The sequence below is a fragment of the Arcticibacter pallidicorallinus genome, from assembly GCF_003002875.1.
Classification (GTDB): domain Bacteria; phylum Bacteroidota; class Bacteroidia; order Sphingobacteriales; family Sphingobacteriaceae; genus Arcticibacter; species Arcticibacter pallidicorallinus.
Genome location: NZ_PVTH01000002.1, coordinates 204,745 through 218,146, shown reverse-complemented (window position 1 = coordinate 218,146; position 13,402 = coordinate 204,745). Strand labels below are relative to the sequence as shown.

At 46.6% G+C, this 13,402-nt stretch carries 7 protein-coding genes; 3 read left to right on the top strand and 4 right to left on the bottom strand.

Going from position 1 to position 13,402, the window contains the following annotated elements; all coding sequences use genetic code 11:
• Positions 1-10: 10 nt before the first annotated feature.
• A complete protein-coding gene (locus B0I27_RS03690) occupies positions 11-1,792 on the bottom strand; it encodes a glycoside hydrolase family 15 protein (RefSeq protein WP_106291559.1) in 1,782 nt (593 codons plus the stop codon).
• Between the two features lie 40 nt (positions 1,793-1,832).
• Positions 1,833-2,864 (bottom strand): GntR family transcriptional regulator, encoded by a 1,032-nt coding sequence (locus tag B0I27_RS03685; protein ID WP_106292090.1) that lies wholly within the window; start codon positions 2,862-2,864, stop codon positions 1,833-1,835.
• Between the two features lie 162 nt (positions 2,865-3,026).
• On the opposite strand from B0I27_RS03685, the gene B0I27_RS03680 reads away from it, so the two are divergent.
• The 3 genes from B0I27_RS03680 to pflA all read left to right on the top strand — a co-directional run bounded on the left by B0I27_RS03680 (position 3,027) and on the right by pflA (position 7,498).
• Positions 3,027-4,262 carry an L-lactate MFS transporter gene (locus tag B0I27_RS03680; protein ID WP_106292088.1) on the top strand — a complete coding sequence of 412 codons (1,236 nt, stop codon included), beginning with the start codon at positions 3,027-3,029 and terminating at the stop codon, positions 4,260-4,262.
• A gap of 136 nt (positions 4,263-4,398) precedes the next feature.
• Positions 4,399-6,633, top strand: coding sequence for a formate C-acetyltransferase (pflB, locus tag B0I27_RS03675; protein WP_106291557.1), 2,235 nt, complete (start codon positions 4,399-4,401; stop codon positions 6,631-6,633).
• Positions 6,634-6,715: 82 nt separating this feature from the next.
• Positions 6,716-7,498 (top strand): pyruvate formate-lyase-activating protein, encoded by a 783-nt coding sequence (gene pflA, locus B0I27_RS03670; protein ID WP_106291555.1) that lies wholly within the window; start codon positions 6,716-6,718, stop codon positions 7,496-7,498.
• 101 nt (positions 7,499-7,599) lie between these two features.
• Here the strand turns inward: pflA and B0I27_RS03665 are convergent, their stop codons facing one another.
• Both B0I27_RS03665 and B0I27_RS03660 read right to left on the bottom strand, forming a co-directional pair.
• Positions 7,600-9,741 (bottom strand): hypothetical protein, encoded by a 2,142-nt coding sequence (locus tag B0I27_RS03665; protein ID WP_106291553.1) that lies wholly within the window; start codon positions 9,739-9,741, stop codon positions 7,600-7,602.
• 29 nt (positions 9,742-9,770) lie between these two features.
• On the bottom strand, positions 9,771-13,397 hold the full coding sequence (locus B0I27_RS03660; RefSeq protein ID WP_106291551.1) for a DUF4450 domain-containing protein: 3,627 nt from the start codon (positions 13,395-13,397) through the stop codon (positions 9,771-9,773).
• Between the last annotated feature and the right edge of the window lie 5 nt (positions 13,398-13,402).

Genomic DNA, 13,402 nt, shown 5'->3' with positions numbered 1-13,402 from the left:
TGATGTTTATTTATAGAAATATAGGCTTGTCAAGCTTCATGGCAATACGGTAAGCCGCGTTCATCAGTCCTACGTGACTATAAGCCTGTGGAAAATTACCCCATTGACTGCCCGTCTCTTCATCGACGTCTTCGCTAAAGAGCATCAGATGATTGGAATACTTCATCAGCTTTTCGAATTCGGTGACAGCTTCGTCAATTCTTCCTACGCAAGCCAGCGCTTCCACGTACCAGAAGGCGCAAATGAGGAAGGTTGTTTTAGGCTTTCCAAAATCATCTGCATGCAGATAGCGGTAGATGAGACCGTTCTCCGTCTTCAGCTCTGCCTCCAGAGCCTTTAGGTGGTCTTTTGCCCTATCCGACGTGGGGTCAAGATAACCCATCATAATAAGCTGAAGCGTGCTGGCGTCTAGGTGTTCGCTGCCTACCGCGTTCGTGTAAACCTTACGAACCGGGTCATAGCAGCTTTCGATATGTTCTGCAGCTCTGGCCTGTAGCCTTCGGGCTTTCGCTTCCAGATCTTTATCGCCAATCGTGCTGGCTGTCTTCGCGGCGGCGGCACAACCTGCCCACTGGAAGAGGTTACTGTAACAATGCGTATTGGCAAAGTTGCGGAACTCCCAGATTCCAGCATCCTTTTCATCGATAGTAGATTCAATTCTATCCAGGATGGAAGAAATCCATTTACGGGAATCCTTTCTTTCGCGAAAGATAAAACGATGGTCTGTATACAATGGCATGATGGAGATCATGACCTGACCGTAGATATCATTCTGAATATGTTCGTTTGCCTGGTTGCCGATACGTACCGGCTTATTTCCTTTGTATCCGTCCAGGTATTCGAGAATCGACTCATCCAGCTCCTTGCTGCCGTCAATGCGGTATAGCGGCTGGTAACGGGACTCTTCGGATACCGAAATGTCTGCTACATAGTTGAAATATTTTTCCATTTCCTGGAAATGGCCTATGTGGTTAAGGGAATTCAACACGTAATGAGTATCGCGCAGCCAGCAATACCGGTAATCCCAGTTCCTGCCACTGCCGTCGTACTCCGGAAGGCTGGTGGTACTTGCAGCGATAATTGCGCCCGTATCTTCGTACTGGTGTATTTTGAGCGCCAGAGCAGAACGGATGACGTATTCCTGGAAGAATCCTGCTATCGATGAGAACTTGATCCAGGTTCTCCAATACTTTACCGTTTCCCTGAGGAACGTTTCGCAGGTGCTCACCAGAGGTGCTTCCAGGGGGTGACCGTAAGTCAATACCAGATATTTCGCTTCGCTTAACACAAAGTAGCGCTCGTCATAGATATAGGTAATGGGAATATCGGTAGTTAACCGCATGATATCCTCGCCTTCGTAGTATTCAATATGGTTACTGCCACGCTGAGCCCGGAGCTTCCTTTTGCCGTATTCGGTAACAGGCTCGCATTTAACCTTGATGCGTGGTGTCCCCGATATTGGCTCTATCTTTCTGATCAGCATAAGCGGTTTAAAATACCGGTCATATTGAAAGAAGCGGGGAGCGAGATCGGTAATCTGATATTCGCCATCATCGCAGGTAACTTTCGTTACCAGCACATTGGTATTTTCCAGATAAGACTGCTCAGAGGTAAACTCACTGGCGGGCCTGATGCTGAACTCGCCACCCTTTTGTTCATCGAGCAAAGACCCAAAGACGAAAGTACTGTCGAAACGAGGCCAGCAGAGCCAGGAGATATCTGTGTTTTTATGTACATGTGCGAGAAATGCACAGTTTCCTATTAAACCTGTTTGATATGTGTGTTTAACCATTGATAAAAATACAAATGCGTGATAAAGAAGTTTTCAATTTTTATAATGAAGAACGTAAAGTCAGAGAAAACGGTACTTCTATATGCTTGTTTGAATTCTCCAGGATCATCTTTGCGGCGACTGTTCCCATCTGATGAAAATCGGTAGAAATGGTCGTTATTCCATTTAGAATCACCCTTTTAAGCGGCGTTTCGTTATAAGATATTACGCCGATCTGCTTTCCGATTTTCAAATCAAGATTTAAAAGTCTCTCTACCAATGTTACAAGATCACTTTCCATCAGATTAATATAAACCTCACCTTCCTGAATGGGTTCGGTGGATATATCGTTTACAATCCTGTGGTTGAAAGCATATTGCTGGCAGAAGCGGAGATACCCTTTTTTGATCTCACGCGGGTAGTAGCTTTTATCGGGAAATATAAGCTTGATGGTATGGTATTTACTTAAGGCCTTGCGGGCTTTCTCCAGCGAGTTGTAAATATCCTTTTCAAAGTCTTCGTAAACTGCTGCATATTCACCCGTTATACCCGGTATTTTTTTGTCGAGGATAATCAACTTTTCCTTGGGAATAGAATTAATCATCTGGTAGGCACTCTCCTCTCCCTCTATAAAATGAGGGATGATAACATAATGTGAATAGCCTTCCATCTTATTGCTAAGGAGCTTTTTGAAGAGCATGTAATCGCTGTTATAGATATAGAAATCTACGGCGATCTGCTCACCCAGGGTAGCAATAAAGGCGTCATAAATAATTTTCTTATGACTGCTGAGCTTGTTAAAGAAAAGGCAGATCCGAAGCGTCTGACGAAATTCAGTACTGGCTATATAATATCCTTTTCCGGGTATAGAAGCCAGGACACCGATCTTCTTGAGGTATTTATATCCTTTCTCCGCGGTGTCACGCGATATTTCCAGCTCATAACTGAGTTCGTTTATCGACGGAAGCATATCATTTTTGCTGATCTTCCCCGCTTCGATAGCTATCAGTATGGAATTGGTAAGCTGAAGATACTTTGGAGTCGCCGAATATTCATCGATCCGGATATGTTCAAAAAAACGGATGGGTTTCATCGTGAATTGGTGTGGATACCGGGCTAAGATACCAAATTGAGGACTATAACGGAGAAATCCGATCTTTTTTGGCATTTTAAAATTGTGATATTGTACATAAATGACCTGCGTCAGTTTTTCAGGCACGTAGAGACGCTAAATTTGGACAACAATTTCTCCAAAATGAATTCGAAGAATAAATGGCTAATGGCCTTATCCGGAATGACATTGCAGTTGTCTATCGGATCAATTTACGCATATAGCGTATGGATTAAACCTCTGGAATCAATGAACGGCTGGGATGCACATCAGCTTAAGCTGGCTTTTAGTCTGGCTATTTGCTTTCTGGGGCTTACCGCCGCCTTTATGGGAAACTTTGTAAACAGGATCGGCCCTAAAAAGGCAGGACTGTTTGGCGCTGCTTTTTTTGGAGCAGGACTCGCCGGAGCTGGATTAGCCAGCAGTATCGGGTCTTTGCCACTGTTCTATCTGACGTATGGCGTAATTAGTGGGATCGGACTGGGCTTTGGCTATATTACACCCGTTTCTGTGGTGGTAAAGTGGTTTCCGGACAAGCCGGGCTTTGCGTCCGGACTGGTCATCATGTCGTTTGCTGCGGGGTCTGTACTGGCGTCACAAATCATTTCGCCAATTGCGGCAATGGCTGGGGTATCAAATACCTTCTATTTGCTAGCAGCCTGCTATTTTACTTTGATGGTTGTTGCCTCACTCTATCTGGCGGTTCCGGCATCAGGATCTTCGGTAGCAGTTGACGATGGGCACAGCGGAGGATCTTCGGTTCCGGCTTCAGCCTTACTTTCAGATACACGCTTCTATGGCCTTTGGCTGATGCTTTTTTTCAATACAACATGTGGTATTGCTTTGATTGCCGTAGCTGCTCCGATGGCGAAGGACATCATCCATATCAGTGATGCTGCTGCTATCGTGTTTGTTGGCATCATCGGATTGTTTAACGGGGTGGGAAGACTGATCTGGTCCAGCGTTTCCGATAAAATCGGGCGCTGGAATACGTTTATGTGTTTCTTTATTGTTGGCAGTGCCTGCTTCTTTATCCTTAGCCTCACGCCGGCTGCATGGTTGTTTTACGTTGCCGTGCTTGTCATCATCAGTTGCTACGGAGGTGCCTTTGCTACGATGCCCGCCTTCATCAAGGATATTTATGGGGCGGATAAGATGGGATCGGTACTGGGCTATGTGCTGATTGCCTGGTCTGCAGCCGCGTTTGCCGGTCCATGGCTCATTACTTTGACAGACGATTACACGCCCATCTTCACAGGCTTCGCGGGGATTTTGTTCGCTACGGCAGTGATGGCATATGTTTTGAAAGGAAAGTTAAAAATAGATGCTGTAAAACCTGCTGCAAAAACGAAAATATTAACAGAAGAGGTAATTTCTTAATAATTCCTTAATTTTATTGAGGTTTCATTAATGATCCTTAAATCACCAGAATAGATGACGCCAGTCACATTTAATGAGCGTTAATCTGCGTAGATTTGATGTATTCTAATATGAACGAAGAGTAATTTTTTAGATTATGAAAACAGATGTCACAGCAATTCCATTTGAACAAGGAGAATGGAACACAACATTAAACGTATATGATTTCGTTGTAAAAAACATCAAACCTTATACCGGAGATTCATCATTCCTATCTGGACCTTCTGCTAAAACCACGAATCTGTGGAATGCGGCTAAGGAAGCGCTTCTACAGGAAAGAGCGAACAATGGGTGCCTTGCAATAGACACTGAGACTATTTCAAACATGACGGCCTTCAGGCCCGGATATATCAAACAGGACGATGAGGTAATCGTTGGTCTTCAGACAGATCAGGTTCTGAAAAGAGCGATGAAACCTTTTGGTGGCATCAAGCTGGTAGAGTCTGCAGTAAGAGAACGTGGTTTGGAAGTTTCTGACCGTGTAAAAGACGTATTTAATTATGCAAGGAATCACAACGAAGGTGTTTTTGCGGCTTACGATCCTGAGATCAGAAAATACCGTTCAAAGCACGTTCTTACAGGACTTCCTGATAACTATGCACGTGGCCGTATCATCGGTGACTTCCGTCGCCTTGCCCTATACGGAGCAGATGCGCTGATCAATTTCAAAAAGGCTGATCTGGCAAAGGTTGGCGGAGAGATGACAGAGCACAAAGTTCGTCTTCGTGAAGAGATCAACGCTCAGATCGCTGCTTTGAAAGACATGATCACCATGGCTGCCGAGTATGGCTTTGATGTATCAAAACCTGCAGTGAATTCACACCAGGCAGTTCAGTGGGTGTATTTTGCCTACTTAGCTGCGGTAAAAGAGCAGGACGGCGCGGCAATGTCGCTCGGTAACGTTTCTTCTTTCCTTGACATTTATTTTGAAAGAGACCTGGCAGCAGGAACTCTGACAGAAGAGGAAGCACAGGAACTGGTTGATCAGTTTGTAATGAAACTGAGACTGGTACGTCACCTGCGTCCCGGATCTTATGATGAGATTTTTGGTGGTGACCCTACATGGGTAACAGAATCTATCGGTGGTCAGCTGAATGACGGACGTACGAAGGTGACTAAAACTTCATTCCGTTTCCTTCAAACTTTATACAACTTAGGTGCTTCACCTGAGCCAAACCTGACTGTACTATGGTCTGAACACCTTCCTGAAGGGTTCAAGAACTTCTGTGCTCAGGTATCGATTGATACTTCTTCCATTCAATATGAGAATGATGACCTGATGCGTCCTAACCGTGGTTCTGATGACTATGGTATCGCATGCTGCGTTTCTTATCAGGAGATTGGAAAATCAATTCAGCACTTTGGTGCACGTGCAAACCTGCCTAAGGCCCTTTTGATTGCTCTGAACGGCGGCCGTGAAGAACACGAAGGCACTGAAATCATCAAGGGAATCCCTGAATTACCAGAAGGTCCTCTTGATTATGATCTGGTAATGGATGTATTCAAACGCACGCTGAGTGACCTTGCAAGGGTATATGCCAAAGCAATGTTCATCATCCACTACATGCACGACAAGTATTACTATGAGAGAGCTCAGATGGCTCTGATCGATTCAGATCCTCATATTGATATCGCATACGGAGCTGCAGGTATTTCCATCATTGCTGACTCGCTTTCTGCAATCAAATACGCAAAGGTGACTCCTATCAGAAATGAAAAAGGTCTTACTGTTGACTTCAAAATCGAAGGAGAATATCCTCAGTTTGGTAATGATGATGACCGTCCGGATTCAATCGCTCAGGAAATCACACATTACTTTGTTAATGAGTTGAGAAAGCACGCTACATACAAAAACTCCACTCCTACATTGTCATTGCTGACCATTACGTCTAACGTAATGTATGGCACCAACACAGGTGCAACACCTGACGGGCGTAAGGCTGGAGAGTCTTTTGCTCCGGGAGCAAATCCGATGCATGGACGTGATAACAGTGGAGCTATTGCTTCATTAAACTCTGTGGCAAAGCTGAAATATAGTGATGCGCAGGATGGTATCTCCAATACCTTTTCTATGATCCCTAAATCGTTAGGAGATACTCGTGAAGAGCAGATCACCAACCTGGTAAACACCATGGAAGGCTACTTTAAGCACATGGCTCATCACCTGAACGTAAACGTACTAAACAGAGAGACTTTGATGGATGCTTATAACCATCCTGAAGAATACCCGCAGTTAACCATCCGTGTTTCGGGGTATGCTGTGAACTTTGTTCGCCTGTCACGTGCACATCAGCTGGAGGTAATCGCGAGAACCTTCCACGAAAACATGTAACCGATTTTTATATATATTAATAGTTAGAGGTCAGGTATAAACCTGACCTCTTTTTTTTGGATTATTTTTTACATCTTACAGCATGTATTTTCCATTACAGGATATTGAAGCGGCTAAATTGAATTTTGATGATCCGGAACATCTGCGGATTCATTCACTCGAAACATTTGGAACCCATGACGGGCCGGGGATCAGGATGGTGATCTTTGTTCAGGGATGCCAGTTCCGGTGCTTATATTGTCAGAACCCGGATACTCTTGATGTACGGGGCGGCACCTTAGTTTCTATTGACGAACTCGTACAAAGGGCTGTTCGCCAGAAATCTTACTTCGGCAAATTCGGAGGTGTAACGGTTTCAGGAGGTGAGCCTCTTCTGCAGAGAAGCAAGTTGAGCACCTTTTTTAAACGCCTTCATGCGGAGGGTATTAACACCTGTCTCGACACGAATGGTCGCTTAAATAATGATCAGGTCCATGAGCTTCTGGAGCATACAGACTTGCTGCTACTGGACGTGAAGCATATTAACGACGAGATTCATCATAAGCTTACCGGCCTGACGAACAAGGCCACGCTGGCATTGGCGGATTACCGGGAGTCGACCGGAAAACGAATGTGGCTGAGGTATGTGCTCGTACCGGGATGGACGGATCAGGAAGAGTATCTCGAAGAATGGGGACAGCGTTTCGCAGACTTCAAGACCGTTGACCGGGTTGAAATTATTCCTTTCCATCAGTTGGGTCTGCACAAATGGGAATTGATGAAAATGAATTATCCCTTAAAGGACACGGAGAGCCCTAGTGAAGAGTGCAAGCAAAAGGCATTGACGATATTTCAGAAGTATTTCTCCAATGTGGTGCTTAAATAAGCTTTGAAAAAACGTTAAAGTTACTGGTACCCTACCTGGTACCGGAGAGATAAAAAAAAACGGGCTGTCTTTATCAGACAGCCCGTTTTATGTTTAGACTATTAGGGCATCTTTTTGAAGCCTTCGGAACGTACCTTCCATTTTCCATTTTTAGGAAAGCCGGGATTAACACCCTGACTTCCGTCCCATCCGCCGGCCATCATGGCTACGGTAGTCAGAACTCCTCCATTTCCGGGCAGGTATATACGTAACCTTCCATCCTGGTAGTTGTGTCCGTTTTTTAAATAGGTGTTCGTCTGTATCTTCATAAAGAGTGCGTCCATAGCACGCTCAGGTTTGCCTAGACGGGCAGCGTTCATTGCCGTCATCGGGAAGTCCCATCCCCAGGTAGCATCCCATGACCATACCTTCCATACCAGGTCTAAAGTACGCTGCATGGTTGGCATATCGAGCTTTTTAGACTGAGGCACCATACCTAAAGCTCCCAGAACAGCCGGGTGATCCGTCTTCCAGCGATCGGTGGTATACGAATCGGGAGTGCTTTCTGTAGCCAGATAGACCCCTTCAGATACCGGAAGCGGTGCGAGCTTGTTGATTACGTTATCCCACTCAGCATTGCGGCTCATACCCAGGCGCTCTTTCCAGGTTTGTGCGACTCTAAGCGCCCAATCCCAATAGGCAAGCTCATAGGTGGGATTGAAGGTTTCTTCAGCCTTAAATACCTCCTGCGCAGGAATAAGCCCTTTGCCCAGATTGTACTGGTCTTTTGCTTTATCATACGTCGGGAAAGAGGCCATGAATTCGGCTGTAGCGAATACCAGGTCTTTGTATTTCTCAAGGATTGCTATGTCCTGCTTATCGCGATAAGCGAGTTCGGCCATATAGATCAGGTGGGGCTGCTGCCAGATCAGGAAAGCTGCGACAGAAGAAGGAGCTTCATCTCCGTTATGATCGGTCATTTTTTGCCAACGCGCACCCTTAAAGCCCTGCCGTTTAGCAAGTGCTTCGGCTTTTTCCTGTACCTGCGCATAGAAGCCAAGGCTCTTCTCCATGAGGTCTACGCGGTTCCATAAAGCGAAGTGCACTGCATGCCACCAATGCATCTCCAGATGTGGTTTTCCGAACCAGCTGTTGAAAGTAAGGCCGGTTTCCTGTGGAGGGAAAGACCCTGCGCACTGCAGCTTGGTGAGGTATTGTGACAAGACCGTTCTTCTTTCCAGCTCTTTGGCTCTCGGATCAGTACTTCCAGCGAAGTCGATCGCTGCGCCGCTGTTCCAGAAGGCGGCCCACTGGGCTTTACTGCTGTTCTCGCTCTCCTGGTATGCTGGTACGGCTGCTGCTGTTGTCTGTGCGGGACTAAAAAGGCAGCTCAGCTCAAGAATATCTGATCCTTTGGCAGGAATGATATGGAAGGAATGAGGGGTGGTTGCTGCTTTGACGCTGCCCCCGTTCCATTTCAGGTTTGAGAAATAGGTTATACCCTCGAGCTTATGCTCGATTACAGCTCCATCAGTTGATGACGAGAGGATGGAAGACTGGTGTTTTTGAGCATCCGCCCAATTAGCGCCTTCATCAAGGAACTCCGCTGTTGGATAAGGGAAGCGGAGGCCGATTTTCAGTCTTCCGCTTGTAACAAGTTTAGACTTCACGCGAACGGAAACGACATCCTGATCCTGATGAACCGTTGTGGTTACTTCTACAGGGATGTTGTCTACGGTGAAAGTACTTTTGAGTATCCCTGTCCAGAGGTCAAGCTCCTGCCTGATGTTTTTAACATCGGTTTTACTGATCATCGCACCGTTCTGCTTCTGAATTTCAAAGCCAAGATGCCCCAAATGGATGCGGTGAGGATTCTTTCTAAACCAGTCTGCTACCTGCCGTTTTCTTAAGGGCTCGGACCATTGCACGGCATAGGAGATCATTCTGCCGTTTAAATTATAGTTCCGGAGGATTTCGGAGAAGTCGTACCCTATTGTATCTTTAAAGCTATTCCAACCCCATTCGGACTGGGTTCCGAGACTTACGCCTTTCTTGTATGCCTCCGGGAAAGTCTGCAGACCGGTAACGTCTGCTGTGAAAGCGAACTTTCCATTTCCGAGGGAGAGCGAAGTAAGGGAATCAATTTTGGTGTTAACAACATTATGGCGGCTTACCACCGCCTGGCGATTTATCGGCTGTGCGTTTACGAACAGCACTTGTGATAGAGCTATTCCCAGACCGCATAAAATCTTTTTCACTTTCATATACTTGGTTTTGTCGGTTATACTATTTTTTAGATCTTTTGTAAGGTTACACTCATCAATCCGATGACGACATCATTGGCCAGGGTCTTTACAGAGATTTCCTTTAGCTCCTTCTTAGGATCGAGTGCAAGATCAAGAACTGTTGCGGCCCCTCCATCTATTCCCCGTTCAGTAAATCCTTTAATAGAGATAAAGTCCTTAAAGTCGCGACTCACCTGACCACTTTTCAAGTACACTCGATACGGCTTGGGACTGTCTGTATTGAAAGCGTAACCGTCGTTGATATAATCCTGCTCTATTGGCCACCAGTTTGAGGGGTTAACCAAGGGAAGACGATCAATAGTACCGTCTGTATACACCACCTGAACCACTCCATTCTCAATTCTGCTTTGCATAGGATTGGTAGAGCCGGCCATAAGCAGGTAGGCATGTGAGGCTGAACCCGACAGCGGTACGACGATGGAATCGGGATAGTTATCCCACTGTGAAGTGAAGGCGATATTGTTGGCATCAACAAGTCCTGATGTTGCCATCGGTATTCCGTTTGGAAGGACTATCTGGTTCTTTTCGCCGGCCTTTTCCCTTAATCCACTGTCATCTATATTAGCCGTGGTGAGCGGGTAACACCAGTTTCCTATTCCCTGCGTGGGCAGCTGGAGGGTTGGAGACACGGGGCGCGGACTCAGGTATCTGTTTTTGAAAATGTTGGTTACTTTATCATTAAAGACAGCGGAGAGGTCTACCGACTCCCAGATTGAGCCTTGGTTTGGCAAAGCGTTCCAATTGATGATTTCCTTTTCGGCATAAACGCCCGGTCTGTATTCCACCCGCATGAGGTTGGTTCCCGCGGACACGTATTCCTTTGGTACTACAATTTCTTCTGAACCGCCGGCAGGCAGCTCCACGATCTTGGATACGATCCGGCTTCCGCCCTTCAGCATAAGTTCGCCTCTTACTGCAGGACCATTGTTTTTTACCGTAAATGTGAGGCTTTCCTCATTTTGTTCAGCTGGTGCCATGAGCTCAACGGTCTTCATCACCTCGATATCTACGGGCATCCACCAGACGAAATTCCCCTGACTCATCTTCAGGAAAAAAGTCTTGTGTCCGTTCTCAGAATCGATGAGGGCTTCCAGTTTGTTGTTTTTGAACACCGCATCCTGAAGGATCTGTTGAGGATCGTAGACATTGGTGATCTTTGCGTTCTTAAACTCCGCTTTGAACAATTCCTTGTATAAAGCAGGGCTGACAGACGGCTGTTCGAACGAATCGCCATCCCAGGCTACCTCGATGGTGTATTTTGCAGCTTTACCCGCAAATATCTCCAGGGATGGTGTGCCCAGGGATCTTTCTGAGACTTTCCAATTCACAGCCACGCCGTTCACACGAACATTCTTAACGCGGTCAGACTTAGCCTTAATCTCCAGTTTGAGATTCATCGGGTTGGTTCGGTATGCTTCGATGACATACCGGTCTGCAAGCTCGGCTCGTTTGAAATCGAAAGATAGGTCTGGTGTTTTCAGCGAAGCGTAGCCCCATGCGGATGGTAATCCCGGACGAATGGTTAAGGTATCAGCGAGTGCATTCGGTTCTATGCCGAAGAGGCCTTCTACCAGCGTACGTCCGGCCACACCAATGGGATCAGCAAAGTCTCTGTACAGCTCACCGCGCACTGCGTCGTAGAAGGATAATTGTTGAAATCCTCCGGGACTGGAGCTTAAATACATGGATTCCAGAATATTGCTTTTCCAAAGCTTAAATGCCTCATCTGGTCTCCCTGCCTGCCAATAAGCAAGCGAAGTATGAAGTACTTCAGCCAAGGCTACATTGTTAACAGACCAGGTATAGGGCTGCCAGTTGGTGGTAGGGATCGTATAGAGATCTTTGTCATCCAGGCCGTTCGCTAGAATTGGAATTCTCGGAATCTGGGTGTCTACGTAACGAAGTGACTGGTATGCTTTAAACATATCGGGCACCTTTGAGTCGATGGCGTGGTAGATAGTCCATAATCCCGGTACCGGATGCAGCTTTTTAAGTCCGAGAAGATCTTGATATTCGGCATACCATCCCTTGCGGGGCATCCATAATGTACTGTTGATGGCGTTATGGATTTTCTCAGCTTCCAGCTCATAGGGTTTGCTATCCTCGCCAATCAGACGGGCTATTTGTGCGGCAATTTTATTTGCTCTGTAATTATAAGAAGAGGTATGTGTAACCCCGCCCCCGCTATACTGCAGGGCATCACTCGCCCAGATAGCGCAGTAGGCATCATACAGTCCGTCGCCATCGGTATCGAAGTTCCGTTTCTCCCAATCCAGATGGCGCTTGATTACCGGCCACATTTCTTTAGCAACCGTCAGATCGCCTGTCCACTGAAAATGGCTCATCATCTGATCAAAGAATACGAGGTTCATATCGTAATGGTGTGGAACGGTGTTATTGTCAGGATTGCGGGAGATATATCCGCTGCTGAACATGGAATTTCCCATTTTCTCTTCCTGGCGTGCCAGGTTCAATGCGGTGTCGGCTACTACCGGTCCCCTTTCCGGTTCAAGCACCTGAGATTTGGCGTAGCTGCGGAAATGCTCCAGCGCGCGATCATGCCATCCGAGCGGATCAGCAACAGAGGCACCACGCCATGCATTGAGCCTCATCCGCCAGGCCACTGCCCCATGAAGGAAAGTGGGGCTTTCCCATATTCCGTCTGCAGCAACAGAAAGGGCTCCACCAATCGTATTGATATACGGATCGGGAGTGTTTACTTGAATACGTTGCGCCAGTGTCGTTCTAGCCTGCTCGGCCTGCGCAAACTTCAAAGCTAAATCCGACGGTTTTATCTTTCCTTTATCTGCCGGTCTTTGGATCAGGATATAGGTATCCTCAGCGTTCTTCATTTTGACCGTGCCTGAAACGACCGGAAACTCTCCGGCTGCAGACTTTATGAGCGAAGACGGAGATTCAAGAGCACTAGCGTCTGCCAAACGAATATCACCGTTATCAGAAAGCACACCGGTAAGCTGCTGAGAGGACGCGTAAGTCAGCTGAAAGCTCTTGCCCGATAGCTTATAGTTGTTGTTCTGACAGTTTTCAGGCTTTAAGTAAAACGAAGATTCTGGGTCGGCACCAATATCGCCGCTGCGACTGAACTTCTTACCGGAAGCGCCACCAAAAGCCCATATCAGGCTAACATTTTCAGGCACACCTGAAAATGCTGCCTTTATTATCATACCCTCGGCATCCGCAAGGGCCAATACGCTGACATGCAACGTACCTGAACCCAGCACAGGGTCTTTGATCTCATAGAGCATCGATCCGGGGCGATAGATACTTTTAATATCTTTCGCCTGAATGATCCATTTACTGTTTGTTCCGGACACCAAACCCAGCTGAAGATTGCCCCCCATGCCCGGCATATACATAGAAAACTCAGGCAGATCGCCCGCTTCGACGCGGAAAGCTGTATTGGTGCCGTAAAGGGCACGGTTGAAACGCTTCGTTCCATTGACCAAAACGAAGTCCTTACCATCGGGACGGTAATGGATTGATCGTTCTTTCTGATGCCAGAGTTGTTTGGAAGCAAGCGGCGACTGAGCATTTATATTCGCATTCCCGCAGAACAGAAGTCCTGCGAGGATCAAAAGAGTACTTTTATACATGGGAA